Consider the following 21,615-nt stretch of genomic DNA (forward strand, 5'->3'; position numbering starts at 1 on the left):
CATTGCTCTATAATGGGCGCCGGTTTCCCTGCTTTCGTGATCAGGGCTGGCGTTTAAAAGAGAGAATTGAAGACTATGGAAATTTTGCGTGGCTCACCGGCACTATCAGCATTTCGTATTACCCGCCTTTTGGCGCTGTTTGCTGAAAAACAGCTCCCAGTAACGGATATCTATGCTGAATATATGCATTTTGCTGAGCTATCAGCCCCATTAAGTGGCAGTGAGCAAGGTAAGCTGAGTAGTTTATTAAAATATGGTCCTTCTCTAGCTGAGCATGAGCCATTTGGAAAATTAATTTTAGTCACTCCACGCCCAGGAACTATCTCTCCTTGGTCTTCTAAAGCCACAGACATTGCCCATAACTGCGGTTTAACACAAGTTAAACGTATTGAACGCGGCGTTGCTTACTATATTCAAGCCGATTCACTGACTCATGAGCAGTGGGATCTCGTCATCAGCCTATTGCATGACCGCATGATGGAAACGGTTTTTGCCTCCTTTGAACAGGCTGAAGCGTTATTTGTGCAACATCAGCCTGCACCGATGAAAGTGATTGATATCATCGAAGGCGGCCGTTTAGCGTTAGACACCGCAAACAAAGAAATGGGCTTAGCATTAGCTGACGATGAAATCGATTATTTATTAGAGGCATTCACAGGATTAAAACGCAATCCTACGGATGTTGAGTTGTATATGTTTGCGCAAGCAAATTCCGAACACTGCCGCCATAAAATTTTCAACGCAGATTGGATCATTGATGGGGAAACACAACCGAAATCCCTGTTTAAAATGATTAAAAATACCTTCGAAAAAACCCCTGACCATGTCTTATCCGCATATAAAGATAATGCGGCGGTGATGGAAGGTTCTTCAGTAGGACGCTTCTTCCCAGAGCCTGATGGGCGCACTTATCGCTACCATCAGGAAGATGCACACATTCTGATGAAAGTCGAAACCCATAACCACCCAACAGCCATTTCTCCTTGGCCCGGTGCGGCAACAGGCTCGGGGGGTGAAATTCGTGATGAAGGTGCAACAGGGCGCGGTGCAAAACCTAAAGCAGGCTTAGTCGGCTTCTCAGTTTCAAATTTACGTATTCCTGGCTTTGAACAACCGTGGGAAGAAGATTTTGGTAAGCCAGAGCGTATCGTTACAGCGCTAGATATTATGACTGAAGGCCCTTTAGGTGGTGCGGCATTTAACAATGAGTTTGGTCGTCCTGCTTTATTAGGTTACTTCCGTACTTATGAAGAAAAGGTCAACAGTCACAATGGCGAAGAGTTGCGTGGCTATCATAAGCCGATTATGTTGGCGGGTGGTATCGGGAATATTCGTGCAGATCACGTCCAAAAAGGTGAAATTACCGTTGGCGCTAAACTGATTGTTCTGGGTGGTCCATCCATGAATATCGGCTTAGGTGGGGGAGCTGCGTCATCCATGACCTCGGGTCAATCTGCCGCGGATCTTGATTTTGCTTCCGTCCAACGTGATAACGCAGAAATGGAGCGTCGCTGCCAAGAAGTTATCGATAAATGCTGGCAGTTAGGCGATAAAAATCCAATTCTGTTTATCCATGACGTCGGCGCGGGCGGTTTATCGAACGCAATGCCCGAGTTGGTGAGCGATGGTGGCCGTGGTGGTCGCTTTGAACTGCGCAAAATTCTGAATGATGAGCCGGGTATGAGCCCACTAGAAGTATGGTGTAATGAATCTCAAGAGCGTTATGTGATGGCTGTTGCGCCAGAGCAACTCGCCTTATTCACTGAGATTTGTGAGCGCGAACGTGCGCCGTTTGCTGTGATTGGTGAAGCCACTGAAGAGCGCCATTTAACCCTAAACGATGCGCATTTCGATAATCAACCTATTGATATGCCGCTTGATGTGTTATTGGGTAAAACACCGAAAATGCTGCGTGATGTTAAATCACAGAAAGCTGAGCCTGAGTCATTAGATAGAACGTCAATCGACTTAACTGAAGCGGTAAAACGTGTTCTGCATTTACCTGCTGTTGCAGAGAAAACCTTCTTAATTACGATCGGTGACCGCACGGTAACAGGTATGGTTGCTCGTGATCAAATGGTCGGTCCATGGCAGATTCCAGTAGCTGATTGCGCGGTGACAACAGCAAGCTTAGATAGCTACTATGGTGAATCCATGTCCATTGGTGAAAGAACACCTGTGGCATTGTTAGATTTTGCCGCTTCCGCACGCATGGCGGTGGGGGAAGCGTTGACCAACTTAGCCTGTTCTTATGTACAGGATCTCAAACGCGTGAAGTTGTCTGCTAACTGGATGTCTGCTGCGGGACATCCTGGTGAAGATGCGGGACTGTATGACGCTGTTAAAGCGGTCGGTGAAGAATTATGCCCAGCGTTAGGTTTGACTATCCCAGTAGGTAAAGACTCAATGTCGATGAAGACGCGCTGGCAGCAAAATGGTGAAGAGCGAGAAATGACGTCACCATTATCGTTGATTATCAGTGCCTTTGGTCGTGTTGAAGACGTGCGTTTGACCGTCACTCCTGAGCTGAAAACGACAGCGGATAACGGCTTGCTATTGATCGATCTTGGTCAAGGTCACAATGCGCTTGGTGGTTCTGCGCTCGCACAAGTTTATCGTCAACTAGGCAATAAAGCGCCAGATGTTCGCGACCCAGCGCTGTTATTAGGCTTCTTTAATACAATCCAAACATTGTTATCCGAGCAAAAATTACTGGCATACCATGACCGTTCAGATGGCGGGCTGTTTGTCACGTTAGTTGAAATGGCATTTGCAGGTCACTGCGGAATTAATGTTGATATCAGTTCGTTTGATGAAGATACACTAGCCGCGTTATTCAATGAAGAGTTGGGCGCGGTGATTCAAATTCAAGGTACCGACCGCCATTATGTAGAGCAGTGTTTTGCAGATGCAGGCTTAGCGAGCTGTGTTCACTACTTAGGTTCTGCAACCCAAGATGATGCGGTGATTATCAATAGCCGTGATACGGTCGTTTATAATGGTTCCCGTAGTGCTTTGCGTGAGTGCTGGGCTGAAACTACATGGCAAATGCAGCGCCTGCGTGATAACGAAGAGTGCGCAGACCAAGAGCACGAAGCGAAGAAAGACAATCAAGACCCAGGTCTGAATGTGAAGCTGACTTACGATATCGCAGAGGATATTGCTGCGCCGTTTATCGCTTCCGGTATTCGTCCAAAAGTGGCCGTTCTACGTGAGCAAGGGGTTAATTCACATGTAGAGATGGCAGCTGCATGGGATCGCGCTGGTTTTGATGCTATCGATGTGCACATGAGTGATTTATTATCGGGCAACTTATCCCTTGAACAATTCCAAGCGTTAGTTGCGTGCGGTGGCTTCTCTTACGGTGACGTGCTCGGTGCTGGTGAGGGATGGGCGAAGTCCATTCTGTTTAACAACCGCGTTCGTGATGAATTTGCAGCCTTCTTCAATCGCCCAGATACTTTATCTTTAGGGGTTTGTAATGGTTGCCAGATGATGTCTAACTTGCATGAGCTGATCCCAGGGGCTGACTATTGGCCGCGTTTTGTCCGTAACCGTTCAGAACGTTTTGAAGCCCGCTTTAGCTTAGTGGAAATTGTGAATAGCCCATCATTGTTACTGCAAAATATGGCTGGCTCACGTATGCCGATTGCGGTATCTCACGGTGAAGGTCAGGTAGAAGCCCGTGCAGCGACGCATTTAACCCAGTTAGAAAATAGCTCGCTGGTGGCAATGCGCTTCGTGAACAACTATGGTCAAGTGACTGAGCAATATCCAGCTAACCCGAATGGATCGGTTAATGGGATTACTGCGGTAACATCCACGGATGGACGCGCAACTATCATGATGCCGCATCCAGAGCGTGTGTTCCGTACGGTCAGCAACTCTTGGCACCCAGAAAACTGGGGAGAAGATAGCCCATGGATGCGTATTTTCCGTAATGCACGTAAACAATTAGGGTAAGATTAAAACGGCTATTTGAACAATGAGCTGAATATAAATCCCCCGATAAACAGGTGAATTCGCCTAATATATCGGGGGATTTTTTTATTCATGTAGCAAAATAAAAAACCGCCCCGAAAGGCGGTTTAGCTAAGAAAATGTCAAATAAGCATGACTTATTCTAAGATAAATATCCCGTATGGATGGATCTGTAAATACAGCTCTTCACCAACAGACGGCTGCAATTGCGTCGCGTTAATCTGTAACAGCATCGATTGACCATGCCAATCTACCGTCACTTCGTATTGAGGTCCCATGTAAGCAACATGGGTGATAGTACAACGTTGGCTATCTTCACCTTGTTTACTTAAGGTAATGGCTTCAGGACGAACGCCGACGGTCACTTGTGTTTTATCTGTCATGAACTGCGCTGGGCGCGGTAAACGATAATCAAAAATATCCACGGCATCATTGCTGAGTGTCGCAGGGAAAATGTTTGCATCGCCCATAAAGCTCGCCATAAATTTAGAGGCTGGCTGGCGGTAAAGCTCCTGTGGAGAGCCTAACTGCATAATTTTACCTTTGTTCATCACCAAGACCATATCCGAGACGGCAAAGGCTTCACTTTGGTCGTGAGTAACATACAAAGAAGTAATATTAAACTGTTGTTGTAGCTCACGAATCTTTTCACGCATGCTGCGACGTAAGTTGGCATCTAAGTTACTGAGTGGTTCATCAAATAACAGTACTTTAGGCTTCAAAATCAAGGCGCGTGCCAGTGCTACACGTTGCTGTTGTCCACCTGAAATTTGGTCAACGAAACGGTCTGCAAAGCCTGCTAAGTCCACTAATTCTAATGCTTCTTGTACGCGTTGTTTGATTTCGGCTTTTGGTAAACCGAGCATTTTCAATCCGTAACCGACGTTATCCCCTAAAGACATGTGTGGGAATAGGGCATAGGATTGGAAAACCATACAAATATCACGTTGTTGAATCGAACGGTCAGTCACATCTTCGCCATCGATAAACATGCGCCCTTCAGTGGGTTTTTCTAATCCTGCCACTAAGCGCAGCACGGTGGTTTTACCACAGCCAGACGGCCCTAATAGGGTGACCATGCTTCCTTGCGGAATGGAAAGGCTTAAATCGTCGATGACCGTATTGTCGCCAAAGCGTTTAGTTATATTTTTTAATTCAACGAAACTTTTCTGTGTCATGTCAGTGACTCCATGATTACTGTGCATTTTTGGCTTTGGAACGTGAAACACGGGCTTCGCCAATTAAATAGTCAAATAAGAAGATAATCGCGAGCATGACCACGATCAGAATAGAACCATAGGCAATGGCGACACCATATTCACCATCTTCAACACGGTTCAAGATATAGGCGGTTGCCACACGCGTATCTGGCGTCACTAAGAATACGATGGCGCTAACGGTGGTGATGGCGCGTACGAAGCTGTAGATCAACGCAGATAAAATAGCAGGGCGTAATAATGGCAACAGAATGTGGAAAATTGTGCGCATTGAACCTGCTCGTAAGCTGAGGGAGGCTTCATCTAATGACTTGTCAATTTGCCCTAATCCTGCGATACCTGCACGGATTCCTACAGGCACGTTACGCATGGTCATGGAGATAATCACGATTGCCGCAGTCCCCGTTAAATAGAACGGTGTATCGTTAAAGGCGAGGATATAAGACACCCCAGCCACAGTCCCCGGAACGGCAAAGCACAGCATGGTAGTAAATTCGATGGTTTTCTTACCACGGAAATCTTGGCGAACCACAATATAGGCAATGAGTAATCCTAAGATTGCCGTGATAGGGGCTGCGATACCTGCATATAACAACGTATCCAGCAATGAAGGCCATGCACCATCATCAAAACCTTGACCAAACAACTTGATAAAGTTATCGAGTGTTAAGGTGTAGTCCACGCCCCAGTTTACGGTGAAACTACCGTAGAAAATGCTACCGTATAATAAGACGTTAAAAGCGACCCAAATACCAAGAATTGTTGTCACTGTTGCGACAAGAGAAACTGGCAGTGGTTGCACATCGCCACGGTAAGATTTACCGGAAACGGTGACGTAAGAACGTTTACCAATCCACATGTATTGCACGCAAAAAACCAGCAATGAGAAGACTAATAAGGATGCGCCTAAGGTACTGGCGGCTTGGTAATCGAGCTGAGAACCGGTGATATAGAAGTAAATTTGCGTCGCCAGAACATCAAAGTTACCCCCTAACACTAATGGGTTACTGAAGTCAGCAAGGGATTGCACAATGACAATTAAGAATGCGTTAGCTAGCGCGGGTTTCAACAGCGGCATAAACACGTTGAAAAATGTTTGGTAGCGGTTAGCTCTTAAGGTGTATGACGCTTCTTCCAGTGAAGGGTGAATAGTTTTAATCGCACCATCGAGGATCATAAATGACATCGGCGTAAATGCCAGAACTTGCGCTAACCAAATTCCCGTAAAGCCATACAACCAGTTGGTATTTTCTAACCCCATATAGGTTGCTAAGAATTCGGTGATATAACCGGAACGACCCATCATCAAGGTCACCCCTAAACCAACCACAAATGGCGGGGTAACAATCGGTAGAATTGAGAATACGCGACCAATAATCGCGGAACGCTTAGCAATTCTTGTAGTGTAAATTGCCAGGATTAAGCCAAAGAAGGTACATCCAACACCGACGGCTAATGAAAGGAAAATAGAGTTAATAATGACCTGAACAATGTGTGACTGCGTTAAAATAGCCACAAATGCAAATGGTGCAAAATCTCCGTTCCCATCAGTAAACATTGGAATAAAAATTGCCACACTGGGAAATACGATAAACAGCGCAATCAGTGCGACAACGGTGATCAGGGAGCCAATCACAAATTGGTCGCCACCCAGCCACTCTAAGCGAGTGAGGGCATGGGTCATTATCATACCCAATGCAATAAACAGCGTAATGGCTGAGTAGCCTAATCCGGTGCCTACCAAATAGGCACTAATAATGACGACAACGGCGGTAATTGCAGCCACGGCGATGTCGATATAGTGACGCGTTTTTTGGTTGCGATCAGCGGCAGTGATGGGTCTTAACAGTAAAATAGAAGGCAATAGATACCATAGCCAACTGATATTGACACTGCTCCAGCCGTACGCAGCGAAAATCTCTTCTTGGGTTGAGTCGAATAAGCCGTAGTCGAGGCTCCATGAGGGTAACAGAGCGAAGCCCAGCCAAGCTATCAGAATCCAAAGGAAGATACTGTCCTTTTTCTTCGAGGCTGTTAGGGTTAAGGTCTGAGGCATTGTTTTTCCCCTAAGTTCATTATTATTGAGTTAATAATTCATTAATTTAATATCATGATTTATAACGAAAATAATTTTGAGCTTAATTAATATTATCGTTCTAATGAGTGAGCCAGCCTTGAGCCGTCTGCGGATAGCAGACACTCTCTTATTGGGCATCATTTTTATAGTAAGTAGCTAGTACATCAAATCGTTAAGCAAGCGAATAACGCTGAGTGAAATACTCAGTGCGGCGACAAGCGCCGCACTGGGCGTATTACTTACTCATTTTGACTTCAGTCACCCACTTGTTGATCAGATTTTTACGGACTTCAGCATCGCCGTATTTATCCATATCGTAGTTGATTAAGTTTAAGTCTTTAAGTTTCAGAGACAGAGGTGAGGATTCTGCCGTGGTGTTGGTCAGGATTTGGTAAGATTGACCTTGTTTCCAGCTCAGCTCTTGGGCTTCTTTGGAGAGAACAAAATCCACGAACAGTTTGGCATTGTCCATGTTACGCGCGTTTTTCAGAATACTGATCCCGCCGATTTCGTAACCTGTACCTTCACATGGTGCGATTAGTTCTAATGGTGCGCCATTTTCCACTTCTAAAGAATAGTCATGAAGGAAGCCGATACCAATTGCGGATTCGCCGCGTGCTGCGTTACGCGCAGGGGCAATACCTGATTTCGTGTATTGAGAGATGTTAGCGTTTAATTTTTTCAGGTAATCGAACGCTTGCTCGTTGCCCCACAGTTGGTCAAAGGTTGCCAATGCGGTGTAGGCAGTCCCTGAACTTTGTGGATCGGCGATTTGAATTTCACCTTTATATTCAGGCTTAGTCAGATCTTTCCAGCAAGTTGGGATTGGTAATCCTTTCTCTTTTAAACGATCTTTATTCACACCAAAACCTAAAATTCCGATATAAACCGCAGAGGAGTAGTTGCCTTTGCGTTTTGCTGGATCTTGGAATTGCGGCATGATTTGAGACAGGTTAGGGGATTTATAAGGTTCTAACAGATCCATTTCACCCGCTTGTGAATGTGGGTCGAGAGTTCCACCATACCAAACGTCTGCTTGTGGGTTGCGTTTTTCAGCTTCGATTTTTGCCAAAGTACTGCCCGAACCATTACGAACGAAGGTGGTTTTAACGTCGTATTTCTTAGCGAATGCTTGCGTTTCCGCTTCGCACATCGCGTTGGTCGCACTACAGTAAACCACTAAACGACCCGCTGCGTTTGCAGTGGTTGTAATAGCGGCAAGGGATAAACCTGCTGCAACGAGTGTAGAGAGAGTCTTAAGTTTCATTGTCAGTCCTTTATTCACGTTTTCGGATTAACTATTATTATTTGCTGGTGAAACTGCACCGGCTAAATGTTCTCTTTTGCTGACATTGGCAATCAAAAGAGGCATCAGTAGTAGCCCCATCAAAGCGGCTGCACTGGCGAGTAAGGTAAACATCCCTGACCAACCATAATTGGCAATCACTTGAGAGAGCGGCCATCCTGCGATTGCCGCCCCTAGATAAGCGTACAATCCAAGATAACCCGTTACCGTTCCAGCTGCCTTTTTATGACAATATTCTGTAGCAGCTAGACCGACTAACATCTGTGGTCCAAAGACAAAAAAACCGTTGGCTAAGAAGCATGCCGCCAATAGCCCGTAGTGATGAATGGGTATTAACCATAAGGCATTCACCGACACGAATAAGCCTAAGGAAAATAACAAAATCATCGGCGCACGTTGCCCTCTAAAGAGAAGGTCAGAACCCCAACCTGCGCAAAGTGCCCCCAGCAAGCCACCCAATTCAAATAGGGCGAGTGTGGCATTGGCACTTAATAAATTACTTCCGTGTGTTTCGGTTAGCCATAAATTACCCCAATCGTTTATCCCAATACGGATGAGATAAACCAATATGTAGGTGAAACCAAGCAGCCAAATCATCGGGTTAAACACAATGGTTTGTTTTAAGATCACCCACATTGATTGGGGTGGAGAAAGCTGCTCTTGGCGTAACTCTAATGCATCATGTCGCCATTGCCCGACTGTGGGTAAATGTTCTTCTTTTGGCGTTCCTCTAAGCTGGCGACATAGCCATAAACCTAAAATCACACCAATAATGCCCGGAACGATTAACGCCATTTGCCAGCTATAATGGGTTGCGAGTAACGCGGTTAACAGTGGCAGTGCCATTCCACCAAGGTTGATAGAGATATTCCACAGTCCCCACCAAAAACCGCGTTCGTTGCGCGAATACCAATGGGTTAGAATGCGCGCACAAGGTGGCCAACCCCAGCCTTGGAAAAACCCGTTTAGTGTCCAAACAACCAGCAATGCAGGAAACGATAAACAGTAGGCAAAAATGATATTGAGGATCCCCGTCATGACTAAACCTACCCCCATAAACCAACGGTAGCCTGTAATGTCGTGGAAAATACCAGATATAAACTTGGATAAACCATAAGCAAGGTAAAATGCGGAGGCGATCCAACCAATATCACTTTTGTCTAAAAACAGCTCAACTTGCATGACCGGCATAACAAAATTAAAGCTTTTACGAGTTAGGTAAAAAGCGGCATAACCGATGATCATGGAAAACATCAAGCGGCGACGCCAAAAACGGTAATTGCTGTCTAAACCCAGTTTGCTTTTACCTGTCATGATAGAGTTTCTCCCGTTTGGCAGAATGTAATGAAGTTTTTAAATAAAAGGATGAGATAAGGTATTAGGAGGCTAGGAAATATTCCTAGTTTTTCACTATTTCATTTCAAAATGTGGGCAAGTTAACAATTATTTTGGTGCCATTTTTGGTTGTCAGTGTCCAATCCCCACCTAAGGCGCGAACTCGCTCTTCAATTCCTCGTAAACCGAAGCCTGATGTACGTTTGCTAAAAGGAATGCCTACGCCGTTATCATCCACCATGAGCTGTATCGAGTCACCTTGCTGATTGAGCGTAATGTGGATTTTTGTGGCTTTCGCATGTTTGCTAATGTTATTCAGCAGTTCCTGAACCAGACGATAAAGGGTGAACAGTACCGTGTCGTTGGCTGGGGTTTCGGTTAGTCCATAATGAAAGTCACATTGAATATTATTTTCTTCAAACGCGAATTCACCGATTAAATGAGTGAGGGCATTTTCGAGGGACATTTCATCTAGCACTGGGGGGCGCAATTGACGTAATAGATGACGGGTAGCTTGGTGAATTTGTAGTGCAAGCTCATTGATTTGACTCGCCGCGTTATAGCTCAGATCGTTGGTCGCTGTTTTTTTCACTAGCATTGATTGGATCTGAATGGCGGTAATGTTCTGCCCAATTTCATCATGGAGCTCACGGGCGATATCTTTTTTCACATCTTCTTCAGTGTGAACCAGTTGGCGCATCAGGTCGCGACGTGCATGAAGTTCTTGCTCTAACCGCTGGCGATAACGTTGCAAGTTGCTGGAGAGCTGTTTTTGGCGGCTGATAGCAATTCCAAGCCCAATGCCAATTAAAGCTTGAGAGCTTAAAAAAAGTTGGAGCTCTTGAAGATCAACAAACGCCCCTTGGAATTGTCTGGCAAACGTGATGATTAAACTGCCTAACAGTGCGGACAGCACACCACCTTGCCAGCCATAGCGATAAGCCATAAAGATATTGGGAATAAAAACTAATAAAACAATGAGTTGTTCAATTTCAGGGGCGAAGAAAATCTGGGCGCTTAAACCGACCAGACAAAAAAGGAAACACCATATAATCAATGAAGTACGTAATTGTTTATCCGTTGTACCGTAGTCGAGGAGCATATGGTAATGCTGTTCATGCAGATATTCATAAATCAGATATACAAAGGGGGATAACAAGATTCCACCCGTAAATGTCGTGAGAAACAGTTGGCTAATAGAGTATTGGGAGAGTAGTCCGAACAGTAAGGCACTCAGAACACTATTGGCGGCAACACCAGCTAGTAGCAAAATAAGTCGTTGCCAGTAAAGGGTATATCGCCACCAAATATTCTGGATAACGATTGCAACAAGCAAACTTAATAGCGGCGATAATAACAAAATAGGCTGTGTTACTAATTGCTCTTCAGCGAGCCAGTAAGTGAGTAGCCCTTCAGCAAGTAAAACAGTTGGCCAGTAGCGACGCCATAATAGAATCATTAAGGTTAAGCGTAAGGCTTGGGGAAGAAATAACGTCGCTTGAAAGCTATTTTGGCTGAGATAAAAACCAATAGTCCATAATCCCACCCAAATCAGCGAGTAGGTAAATAATAGGAATAGAGACTGTAATCCTAAACGAGCCGCTTTGTTCATGATTATTTACCTTGATGGGATTCGCAGAAATCAGACTACCTAGAAATGATGTTGTGTTCTAACGCGTAATGCACTAAATCAATGGTGCTCTCACATTGTAATTTGCCAAGAACATTGGCTCGGTGTACATGCACTGTTTTATGGCTCAGGTTTAATTGTTCTGCAATCACTTTTACGCTGAGCCCTGCGACCAGCAAGTTAAAAACTTCGCGCTCACGGTTGGTCAGTTCTTGAATGCCTTGTTTCTGTTGGGGTGTTTGGCGTAATGCGCGCATGGCATCGGCGCATAAGTAGCATCCACCTTGGTATACTGAGCGAACCGCTTGCACTAACTCTTCGGGTCCGCAGCATTTGGTGAGATAGGCACTGGCACCTGCATCTAGTGCACTTTGTACAAAGGCAGGAGTGTCATAGATACTTAAAATTATGGTACGAAAATCGGGCTTTTTTTTACGTAAGCGAGTTAGCAGTTGTAAACCGCTCTCATCGGGCATTGAAATATCCATAATTGCCACGTCAATATCGAGGCTAATTAGGTGCGGCCATGCTTCTTGTGCACTCGCATATTGCCCCACGATACTAATGTCAGGTTCTAACGTTAGTAATTGAGCAAAACCGGAGCGAACAACAATATGGTCATCAATAAGGGCTATTTTTATCATTGTAATATCGAGAGTAAGTAGGAGACCATTTGCCAGTCTTATATCAATATAGGGATGGATAAGCTAGCGGAATAACATAAAATTCTGACGTACATCAGAAATGAAACGCGCAGGATCATAGCGATAACAAATGGGATGGCAATATTTTATTTGGTCGAATACGGTGTTTTCCCTCGGAAAAAAACAGCATTTGCTTAAGGACAATACACTCGCTACTAAAATACAGCAAAAGCGAGTGGGGAATACAATTAGCCAATTTGCGCTTCTAGAATGGATAAGTCACAGTCAGTTTTGAGGATATTCGTGGTTTTTAAGCCAGCCTGCTGCAATAGTATCTCCAGTTCTTCTTGGGTACGCTCATCGGCACCAATGATCAAGTGGGAACAAAGTAGACCAAGATTTTTACCAAAATTTGGCTGATTATCGTGGCTAAGATGAATATCAATTAACAACACTTTTGATGTTTTGGTCATCGACTGGCGAATAGTGGTCAGTATTTGAATTAGATGATCATCATCCCAGTCTCGGCAAATAGATTTCAGTAAATAAAAATCAGCACTCGGGACTTTTTCAAAGAAAGATCCATTCTCTATTTTCCAGCGGCTATCATCATTTAGCTTATGCAGGATATGTTTATCAGTTACTGCTTTCATGTCAAAGAGAACGCCTTCGGTTTTTGGATTAGCGTCTAATACTCCAAGAAGTAAACCGCCAGTCCCCCCGCCAATATCGGCAATCAGACTATTTTCTGGGAAAGGGTATTTTGCGGTGATAAATGGATTTTCTAGGGTAGAAAATGAGGCCATCCCATCGTGAAAATTATGGGGAAGGTTGGCATTTCTTTCCCAATACTCAAAAAAGCTCTCTCCAAAAATACGTTTAAAAATAGGTTCTCCAAGCGCCATTTCGGCAACGTGTAAAGAGGGCTCCCAAAGCGTTTTGTCGGTTAACATTAGCACAGCCTTATGGAGAGAATGAGGGTGATCGGCTAAGAGAAACTCAGCCTCCGGTGTCATGGCAAATTGATGTTTATCGACAGCAGTAAAAATGTTTTGTGTCGCGAGTAACCGTAATATTTTATGGATCATTGTGGCATTAGCTTCTATTTTTTGTGCAATTTGCTTAGCGGTTTGGGGTCCGTCTTGTAGGTGTTCAGCAAGTTTGAGTTTTATAGCTGCACGTAACGCAGCTTGAAAGATAAAACCGACTGACTTATGGAGTAAGCGAATACCGGGTTCTAAATGTGATAAAGGTTGAGATGAGGGTAAAGACATATAATCTCCGGATGTTGATGGGCAGAATGTTGAGTGGATATGTGAAGTATTGTCGGAATAGGAAAAACCTTCAAAATCATAAATTAACTTGATTGGTATAAAAATGATGTCGTTGTTGCTCATCTGGCTTTCAAACCAACACTCAGTTAAATCAAATAACGATGTCTAAAATTAGCGACAAACAGCGATTGACACTGTCGCCAAAAGGAGACATTTATCCCATTGATAAATAATGATTTTAAAAATCAGGGTATTCACTGTCTTGAATTGGAGACAGATCGGTAGGAGATAACGAGAAATTTTCATCCTTCACAGTGAGTCAGAGAAAGTATGAATAGATAAAAAAATAAAAACACAATAAAAACAGAAGATTAAAAAATGGTTTGAAAAGTTGGCACGGGTTGTGCATAATATCAATCAGTTGCTCATTCAACTGCTTATGTAGGTCCAAGCTTGTAGAGATTCAAGCAATTGGGAACATACCACATAAAACCCGAATGACGCCAAAGTAAGGTGCCTACCGTCCAATATCATCGATATTCGCTTTCGAGCTTTATCAAACACAGGGCGACACGTTGAGTGAGGCACCACCTATATGATTATCTTTAATGAAAGACATAATCATATAAAAAAAATCAGACATTTATAGTCAATGTCGAACATCGCTGGCGGAGGAAAGACGCAATTCTTTCCTCCGCCTTCCCATTTCTAGCGCCTCGATCTCTTCAAACTCACGTTTATCTATTGACGTGTTTTAATCCTTATATATTTAATCTATTTATCTGAAATTATTCATATTTCATGCAACTTCTTGGCATGTTCATTGCTATCTATCTGTACACTCGTTTGGCAATCATCAATGCAAACAGCGCTTTTCGCATTAAGCGGAGTTCTGCTAACATTGAATTACATATAAATAGGTATGAGATGAATGCGTTGAGTAAATTGCGCCTTTTCCCGCGCTCATTGCGGCAGTTAGTGGTTATGGCATTTTGGCTAGTACTTTTGCCATTACTGGTATTGGCTTATCAAGCCTACCAAAGCTTAGAACAACTGAGTAATCAAGCGGCAGAAATTAATAAAACCACATTACTTGATGCGCGGCGCAGTGAAGCGATGAGTAGCCTTGCGCTGGAAATGGAACGTAGTTATCGCCAATATTGCGTGTTGCAGGACAAAGCATTGCAGACACAATACCAAAAGCAATTTGCTGACTATGAACAAATGCTTGAGCGCCAGAAAACAATCTTGCCTGAAACACCTGAGCTACTTGGATTATCAGCTGGCTTGCAGAAGCTCACTGCGATTAGTTGTGAAAATAACGAACCGACAGAATCAACCACTAAAGTTTTAGAGCAATTTTCTGCGCAAAATACTGCGGTTGTACAGCAGACTCGCGAAGTGATCTTCAGCCGTGGTGAACAACTCCAAAAAGCCATTGCTAGCAAAGGGCAGCTATTTGGTTGGCAAACTCTGCTGCTTTTTTTACTGAGTGCATTATTGGTCACATTATTTACTCGTATGATCATCGGTCCGGTTAAAATCATTGAGCGAATGATTAACCGTTTAGGGACTGGGCTGACACTTGAGAATGATACCGACCGCTTTAAGGGTCCAAGAGAGCTACGAATCATTGCTCAACGTATTATTTGGTTAAGCGAACGCCTTGCGTGGTTAGAGTCGCAGCGCCATGAATTTTTACGCCATATTTCCCATGAATTGAAAACGCCCCTAGCCAGTATGCGCGAAGGGACTGAGTTATTGGCTGACGAGGTGGCGGGACCTTTAACCAGTTCGCAAAAAGAGGTTGTGGAAATTCTGGATCAAAGCAGCAAGCATCTTCAGCAACTTATTGAGCAGCTTCTTGACTATAATCGAAAACTCGTTGATGAACCGCCAGTTGCCCAGCAAGTGGACTTGAAAAAGCTGATAAAGGATATTGTTAATGCGCATAATTTACCTGCGAGAGCAAAAAATATTACGACAGAAGTCCGCTTAAAAGTAGAAAGTTGCCTTGCGGAACCAACCTTACTCGGAAGGGTTATTGATAATATCTACTCCAATGCGGTGCACTATGGTGGCGAATCAGGTAATATTTGGATTTCAAGCCGCAGAACGGGAAATAAATTACTCATTGAAGTTGCCAATACTGGCACGCCTATTCCTGAATCTGAGCAGAATATGATTTTTGAACCTTTCTACCAAGGCAGCCTCCAAAGAAAAGGAGCTGTCAAAGGAAGTGGATTAGGGCTGAGCATTGCGCAAGATTGTATTAAGCAAATGGGCGGTGAGTTATCATTAGTGCCGCATAAATCAGCAGATGTTTGCTTCCGAATTGAACTGCCTTTAACCGCAGAGAATGAATAATAATGCAAAACAGGTCTACAGATTTCTTGGCAGTATTGTGTAATACAATATTGTTGAAGACAAAATTAACCTCAATTCGCCGTGGGAGCAGTGTTAAGCCTTCCCGCGTCGGAACGCCTTTGGGAATGCTTTTATTCTCACTTATTTTAACTGGCTGTGTTGCGAAGAACGGACAATCTCCATTAGACACCTTAGCGAAAGTGGTGATCCCTGAAGTGAAAACGACGGATTATCGCTATGCTTCTTGCGAATCCATCTGGGAAAACCAAGAGCCTACCTCGCAGGAAAATGCCCTCTATTGGTTACGAATGATGGGTTGTGTAGACAGAATGGATGCCGATAAAGCACGCGCAGAAGCGGCAAAAATAGAGGTGAATAATTGGTCAACTTCATTCACGAAAAATATTCTATTAGGTTCCGCGGAACCCACCATCGCTGAACGTCGCCAGATGTTGGATAGCATTAATACCTATAGCTTGAGTTTCCCAACGCCTATTCGGCCATTGCTACAATTATGGCGTGAACAGCAGGTTCAACAGATTAATCTAGCGGATGCGAACGCGCGGTATAAGCGTATGCAGCAAGAGATGGATGGAAAACTTGACCGTCTAAAAGAAGATAACGCTAAGCTACGTTTCGAGCTTGATAATACCTCCCGCAAGTTAGAAAACCTGACGGATATCGAACGTCAGCTCTCTTCACGCAAAAAAAATGCGAATGAAGCCGAAAAAGAAGATGAAGCGGCTGTCGCTGCCCCCGCAGAGACAACGCCAGCACCTACCGAACAGAATTCCTCGGAGAATAAAACACAATGACCAGCCGTAAGTCAGCTAACTTACTTTTGGTGGATGATGATCCCAGCCTGTTAAAATTGCTTGGAATGCGTCTAAGTAGTGAAGGATTTAAAGTCTCAACAGCAGAAAGCGGACCTGAAGCGCTAAAATTACTGCAAAAAGAAAAAATTGACTTAGTCATTAGCGATTTACGCATGGACGAGATGGATGGTATGGCACTGTTTGATGAAGTGCAAAAAGCCCATCCCAACCTTCCTGTGATTATCTTAACCGCTCATGGCTCGATTCCCGATGCAGTGGCAGCGACTCAACGCGGTGTATTTAGTTTCTTAACGAAACCTGTTGATAAAGACGCACTCTACAAAGCCATTGATGAAGCGCTAGCGTTGTCATCAACGCCAATAAGTGATGTCGAGTGGAACTCGGGTATTGTGACTCGCAGCCCACTCATGATCCGTCTGCTTGAGCAGGCTCACATGGTGGCTCAGTCTGATGTCAGTGTGCTCATTAATGGGCAAAGTGGTACAGGTAAAGAAGTATTAGCGCAAGCCATTCACAAGGTGAGCCCTCGTGCTCATAAGCCATTTATTGCGATTAACTGTGGTGCGCTGCCTGAACAATTACTTGAATCTGAACTGTTTGGACATGCCAAAGGCGCATTTACGGGAGCGGTGAGTAGCCGTGAAGGGCTATTTTTTGCAGCCAGCGGCGGTACGCTCTTTTTAGATGAAATTGGTGATATGCCAATGCCACTTCAAGTGAAACTACTGCGTGTTTTGCAGGAGCGAAAAGTACGCCCTTTGGGAAGTAACCGAGATTTAGATATTGATGTACGGATCATTTCTGCAACTCACCGTAACTTACCTAAAGCGATGGAAAAAAATGAGTTTCGTGAAGATCTCTATTATCGCTTGAATGTGGTGAACTTACGGATCCCTGCATTAAATGAACGCGCTGAAGATATTCCATTATTAGCAAATCATTTATTACGTGAAGCTGCGAACCGGCATAAGCCTTTTGTGCGCAGCTTTTCGAGTGATGCGATGAAGTGTTTGATCACTGCAAGTTGGCCCGGAAATGTGCGTCAATTAGTCAACGTGATTGAGCAATGTGTTGCATTAACAACATCCCCAGTAATTAGTGAAGCCTTGGTTAGCCAAGCATTAGAAGGGGAGAATACGGCGTTACCGACCTTTGTAGAAGCGCGTAACCAATTTGAATTGAATTATCTGCGTAAGTTATTGCAGATGACAAAAGGCAACGTGACCCAAGCTGCACGTATGGCGGGACGCAACCGTACCGAGTTTTATAAACTACTCGGGCGTCACGATTTAGAAGCGAATGATTTTAAAGAATAAAACCTTTATAGCCTAAAGGATTAAGGGAGAGTAAACACGTTATGAGCCGTAAGCTTAATATCTCACTGGCACAACTTAACTGGCTAGTTGGTGACATTGAAGGCAACTGCGAACGCATGTTGCAAACTGTTGAAGAACAGGGAAAAAATACTGATATTGTCATGTTCTCTGAGCTGGCTCTGACAGGGTATTCCCCTGAAGATTTACTCTTCCGCCACGATTTTGAAGAGCGATGCACTGCGCAATTAAAACGTTTACAACAAGCTAGCAGTCAATGCGGGATCATCGTGGGACATCCGTGGTACGAAGAGAATGAAATTTATAACGCATTATCATTTTTCTACCAAGGCAAGCTATTAGCCCGTTATTTTAAGCAAGAACTGCCTAATTACGGCGTTTTTGATGAGCCTCGTTACTTTACTGCGGCGGAAAAAACGTGCGTGGTGGAATTCAAAGGTTATCAGCTCGGTTTACTGATTTGTGAAGATATTTGGTATGACGAACCCATTGATGCCGTTAAAGGGGCGGGTGCTGACCTCGTATTGACTATCAATGCATCTCCATATGATCTGAATAAAGAACATATTCGTAGTGATCTGCTGGTGGAGCATGCTCAGCGTACCGGTTTGCCGATTGTTTATCTTAACCAAGTGGGTGGACAAGACGAACTCGTATTTGATGGTGGCTCGAAAGTGCTGGCAAACAAAGGCAAGCAAGTCTATCAAATGGTTGAATTTGCAGAGCAAGTGGCGACAGTCACCTTTGAAGATGTGAAATTAGTGACTGAGCAGCCGAAACAGCCTGAAGCGTCTCAAATCGCGCAGGTATATCAAGCATTAGTCTTAGCCACTCGCGATTACATCAATAAAAATGGCTTCAATGGGGCGATTTTAGGACTATCTGGCGGGATTGATTCAGGATTAACCGTGGCGATTGCGGCAGATGCTATTGGGAAAGATCGTGTTCAAGCCGTGATGATGCCATTTCGTTATACGTCAGAAATGAGCATTCATGATGCGAAAGAGCAGGCTGAATTGTTAGGTGTTGAGTTTGATATTGTGTCTATTGAGCCGATGTTTGATGCTTTTATGGCTCAATTACAACCGATGTTTGAGGGAACTCAACCGGATACTACCGAAGAAAACTTACAAGCTCGTTGCCGCGCCGTTATTTTAATGGCGATGTCCAATAAACGCCGCCGCTTAGTGCTGACAACCAGCAATAAAAGTGAGTCAGCAGTAGGGTACTCAACGCTATATGGTGATATGGCAGGTGGCTTTGATGTCCTAAAAGATGTACCGAAAACACTGGTCTTTGAACTGGCTAAATATCGTAATACAATATCGCCGGCAATTCCGCAGCGCGTGATTGATAGACCACCTTCAGCGGAACTCGCGCCAGGTCAGTTGGACCAAGATAGCTTACCGCCTTACGATGTGTTAGATGCTATCTTAGACGGTTATGTAGAAAAAGATTTATCTGTGGCTGATCTTATTAAGCTCGGATTTGATAGAGAAATCGTTCGCAAAGTTGTGCGTCTTGTCGATATTAACGAATATAAACGCCGTCAGGCTCCTGTTGGACCACGGATCACAATGCGTAATTTCGGTAAAGATCGTCGTTATCCGATTACCTCAGGTTTTGGCCGGAAAAACTGGTCATAACAGGGACTGAATATGAAAAAAATTGATGCAATTATAAAGCCATTTAAACTTGATGATGTACGCGAGGCTTTAGCCGAAGTGGGGATCACTGGCATGACCGTAACCGAAGTGAAAGGCTTCGGTCGTCAAAAAGGTCACACGGAACTTTATCGTGGTGCAGAATATATGGTCGATTTTTTACCTAAAGTAAAAATCGAGATTGTGGTGCCTGACGATATCGTTGAAAGCTGTGTCGAAACCATCATGCAGACAGCGCAGACTGGCAAAATTGGTGATGGTAAGATTTTTGTGTATGACGTCGCTCGAGTGATCCGTATTCGTACGGGAGAACAGGATGAAGAAGCGATTTAACGATTTCAGTTAATTTGCTAACTTGAACCATTCAAGCTTAGTTATTTGAGTGAAAAGTGCGGTAACGGAATAAATATATCCTACTTGGGATGACAATATATTTATATGCGAGTCCGTTACCGCAAAATGAAAAACAATTTAAATTAAAGCCTTAAAAAACAATTTACTATAATGAATAATTTTCATTAATTCAGTGGCAATACCTTATGAGGACCGAAACACTCATAATGAATGCTATCCGCAGTAACGCCCATTTCAATCAGCTGTTTTCCGACATGTTGCATAAAGCCGACAGGTCCGCAGAAGTAGAATTGCATATTCGGCTGAAGCACTTTGTTTTTCACTTGTGCTAAATCCAGTAATCCGCGGTATTGATAGTCTGTACCCAACTGGTCTTGTTGCGTTGGCTGGTTGAACCAAACTGCCGAATGACCTTGCTCATGCTGTGCCATTAGATTGCTAACTTCTTGATCAAATGCGTGAACATCACCATTCTCAGCAGCATGCAGCCAATTGATTGGTGCTGGATGTTGTTGATGTGTGAGATGGTTAAGCATGCTGAGCATTGGGGTTAACCCCACACCTGCAGAAATCAGTGTGACTGGTGTTTGTGGATCGACATCAAGGAAAAAGTCGCCGCAAGGTGGCGCTAAGCGAACGATATCACCTTCATTGAGATATTGGTGTAAAAAGCCTGATACTGTGCCTTGCTCTTCACGTTTCACCGCTATACGGTAGGTTTTGCCATTTGGTGCGCTAGTGAGCGAGTACTGACGAATTTCTTGATTCTCAAAGCTATTTTCGTTCAGATAGATGGTAATGTATTGTCCTGGGCGGTAGTCAGCAACGGGGTTTCCATCAACAGGTGTGAATTCAAAACTAGTGATGACTGTGCTTTGTGGCTGCTTTTTAGTCACTCTAAATTCTCTTAAACCTTCCCAACCACCTGATTTTTCAGCATTCTCATGATAAATCGCATTTTCACGATTAATAAAAATATCAGCGAGTACACCGTAAGCTCTGCCCCATGCATCTAAGACTTCCTGACCTGGGCTAAGTAGCTCATCAATTGCAGCTAACAAATTTTCCCCAACAATGGGGTAGTGTTCAGGTTTGATATTTAAGCTGACATGCTTCTGAGCAATTTTTTCCACCGCGCCAATCAGGGCTTCAGGGGTTTCAATATGCACAGCATACGCACAAATGGCGTTGAATAAAGCTTCACGCTGATCCCCATTTTTTTGGTGAGTCATATTAAAAATATCTTTCAGTTCTGGATGTTGTTTGAACATCCGGTCATAAAAGTGAGCGGTTAGCTTAGGACCCGTTGCAGCGATAGCGGGGATAGTGGATTTAATTGTGGCGATAGTTTGTTGGTCAAGCATACAGGTGCTCCTGAATTATTTTCATGATTTTATGAATTTACAAACATGTATTTTATATGCAACTTATAATATTTAACGGTAAATGTAAATAATTAACGTGTCAAAAAGTGAGGGAATTCACTGCAAAGTTAGAGGTCGCTTGCAAAGTTAGATATTCATCTCGGTATTATTAAAATATGCACTATTATATTTTGTGTTGTTTAAGGCTATCTGAAAGCAAAAAAATTAATGC

14 protein-coding genes are annotated in these 21,615 nt (G+C 43.8%); 6 read left to right on the forward strand and 8 right to left on the reverse strand.

All coding sequences use genetic code 11. The features are described from left to right. Positions 1–75: 75 nt before the first annotated feature. Complete coding sequence (gene purL, locus PSF16_RS01340) at positions 76–3,963, forward strand: phosphoribosylformylglycinamidine synthase (RefSeq protein ID WP_272688649.1); 3,888 nt, start codon at positions 76–78, stop codon at positions 3,961–3,963. Between the two features lie 155 nt (positions 3,964–4,118). Here purL and fbpC read toward each other — a convergent pair whose 3' ends face one another. The 7 genes from fbpC to PSF16_RS01375 all read right to left on the reverse strand — a co-directional run bounded on the left by fbpC (position 4,119) and on the right by PSF16_RS01375 (position 13,464). After that, entirely contained in the window at positions 4,119–5,159 is a 1,041-nt protein-coding gene (fbpC, locus tag PSF16_RS01345; protein ID WP_272688650.1) for a ferric ABC transporter ATP-binding protein, read from the reverse strand. Between the two features lie 16 nt (positions 5,160–5,175). Continuing rightward, entirely contained in the window at positions 5,176–7,254 is a 2,079-nt protein-coding gene (locus tag PSF16_RS01350) for an ABC transporter permease (protein WP_006658661.1), read from the reverse strand. Between the two features lie 256 nt (positions 7,255–7,510). Further along, the gene (locus PSF16_RS01355; RefSeq protein ID WP_211886161.1) at positions 7,511–8,542 is read right to left on the reverse strand and encodes an ABC transporter substrate-binding protein; all 1,032 of its coding nucleotides are present in this window, start codon (positions 8,540–8,542) and stop codon (positions 7,511–7,513) included. Between the two features lie 27 nt (positions 8,543–8,569). Next, the gene (gene uhpC, locus PSF16_RS01360) at positions 8,570–9,895 is read right to left on the reverse strand and encodes an MFS transporter family glucose-6-phosphate receptor UhpC (RefSeq protein ID WP_006661294.1); all 1,326 of its coding nucleotides are present in this window, start codon (positions 9,893–9,895) and stop codon (positions 8,570–8,572) included. Positions 9,896–10,001: 106 nt separating this feature from the next. Further along, positions 10,002–11,528, reverse strand: coding sequence for an MASE1 domain-containing sensor histidine kinase (locus tag PSF16_RS01365; protein WP_272688651.1), 1,527 nt, complete (start codon positions 11,526–11,528; stop codon positions 10,002–10,004). Between the two features lie 35 nt (positions 11,529–11,563). After that, positions 11,564–12,190 carry a response regulator transcription factor gene (locus PSF16_RS01370; protein WP_006658657.1) on the reverse strand — a complete coding sequence of 209 codons (627 nt, stop codon included), beginning with the start codon at positions 12,188–12,190 and terminating at the stop codon, positions 11,564–11,566. 248 nt (positions 12,191–12,438) lie between these two features. Then, positions 12,439–13,464 carry a methyltransferase gene (locus PSF16_RS01375; protein ID WP_036963920.1) on the reverse strand — a complete coding sequence of 342 codons (1,026 nt, stop codon included), beginning with the start codon at positions 13,462–13,464 and terminating at the stop codon, positions 12,439–12,441. A 927-nt stretch (positions 13,465–14,391) separates the two neighbouring features. Between PSF16_RS01375 and PSF16_RS01380 the strand changes: the two genes are divergently transcribed. Genes PSF16_RS01380 through glnB form a run of 5 tightly spaced genes read left to right on the forward strand, consistent with a single transcriptional unit; the run spans position 14,392 to position 19,998 of the window. After that, on the forward strand, positions 14,392–15,831 hold the full coding sequence (locus tag PSF16_RS01380; RefSeq protein WP_006661296.1) for a sensor histidine kinase: 1,440 nt from the start codon (positions 14,392–14,394) through the stop codon (positions 15,829–15,831). 2 nt (positions 15,832–15,833) lie between these two features. Then, a complete protein-coding gene (qseG, locus tag PSF16_RS01385) occupies positions 15,834–16,646 on the forward strand; it encodes a two-component system QseEF-associated lipoprotein QseG (protein WP_181480089.1) in 813 nt (270 codons plus the stop codon). Further along, positions 16,643–17,983 carry a two-component system response regulator GlrR gene (gene glrR / locus PSF16_RS01390; protein WP_006658652.1) on the forward strand — a complete coding sequence of 447 codons (1,341 nt, stop codon included), beginning with the start codon at positions 16,643–16,645 and terminating at the stop codon, positions 17,981–17,983. Before qseG ends, glrR begins: the two co-directional genes overlap by 4 nt. A 41-nt stretch (positions 17,984–18,024) precedes the next feature. Beyond that, positions 18,025–19,647, forward strand: a complete 1,623-nt coding sequence (locus PSF16_RS01395) for an NAD+ synthase (RefSeq protein WP_006658651.1) — start codon at positions 18,025–18,027, stop codon at positions 19,645–19,647. Between the two features lie 12 nt (positions 19,648–19,659). Next, positions 19,660–19,998 (forward strand): nitrogen regulatory protein P-II, encoded by a 339-nt coding sequence (gene glnB, locus PSF16_RS01400; protein WP_004921424.1) that lies wholly within the window; start codon positions 19,660–19,662, stop codon positions 19,996–19,998. A gap of 185 nt (positions 19,999–20,183) precedes the next feature. Here the strand turns inward: glnB and hmpA are convergent, their stop codons facing one another. Continuing rightward, a complete protein-coding gene (gene hmpA / locus PSF16_RS01405) occupies positions 20,184–21,383 on the reverse strand; it encodes an NO-inducible flavohemoprotein (RefSeq protein ID WP_272688652.1) in 1,200 nt (399 codons plus the stop codon). Positions 21,384–21,615: the final 232 nt, after the last annotated feature.

The sequence above is a fragment of the Providencia sp. PROV033 genome, assembly GCF_028484855.1.
Taxonomy (GTDB): domain Bacteria; phylum Pseudomonadota; class Gammaproteobacteria; order Enterobacterales; family Enterobacteriaceae; genus Providencia; species Providencia alcalifaciens.

Bases quoted from the DNA above. Each gene is read 5' to 3' on its own strand.
- glrR (WP_006658652.1), top strand. From the start codon at position 16,643: ATGACCAGCCGTAAGTCAGCTAACTTACTTTTGGTGGATGATGATCCC.
- fbpC (WP_272688650.1), bottom strand. From the start codon at position 5,159: ATGACACAGAAAAGTTTCGTTGAATTAAAAAATATAACTAAACGCTTT.
- glnB (WP_004921424.1), top strand. From the start codon at position 19,660: ATGAAAAAAATTGATGCAATTATAAAGCCATTTAAACTTGATGATGTA.
- uhpC (WP_006661294.1), bottom strand. From the start codon at position 9,895: ATGACAGGTAAAAGCAAACTGGGTTTAGACAGCAATTACCGTTTTTGG.
- PSF16_RS01350 (WP_006658661.1), bottom strand. From the start codon at position 7,254: ATGCCTCAGACCTTAACCCTAACAGCCTCGAAGAAAAAGGACAGTATC.
- PSF16_RS01375 (WP_036963920.1), bottom strand. From the start codon at position 13,464: ATGTCTTTACCCTCATCTCAACCTTTATCACATTTAGAACCCGGTATT.
- PSF16_RS01380 (WP_006661296.1), top strand. From the start codon at position 14,392: ATGAATGCGTTGAGTAAATTGCGCCTTTTCCCGCGCTCATTGCGGCAG.
- PSF16_RS01355 (WP_211886161.1), bottom strand. From the start codon at position 8,542: ATGAAACTTAAGACTCTCTCTACACTCGTTGCAGCAGGTTTATCCCTT.
- qseG (WP_181480089.1), top strand. From the start codon at position 15,834: ATGCAAAACAGGTCTACAGATTTCTTGGCAGTATTGTGTAATACAATA.
- PSF16_RS01395 (WP_006658651.1), top strand. From the start codon at position 18,025: ATGAGCCGTAAGCTTAATATCTCACTGGCACAACTTAACTGGCTAGTT.
- PSF16_RS01365 (WP_272688651.1), bottom strand. From the start codon at position 11,528: ATGAACAAAGCGGCTCGTTTAGGATTACAGTCTCTATTCCTATTATTT.
- hmpA (WP_272688652.1), bottom strand. From the start codon at position 21,383: ATGCTTGACCAACAAACTATCGCCACAATTAAATCCACTATCCCCGCT.
- purL (WP_272688649.1), top strand. From the start codon at position 76: ATGGAAATTTTGCGTGGCTCACCGGCACTATCAGCATTTCGTATTACC.
- PSF16_RS01370 (WP_006658657.1), bottom strand. From the start codon at position 12,190: ATGATAAAAATAGCCCTTATTGATGACCATATTGTTGTTCGCTCCGGT.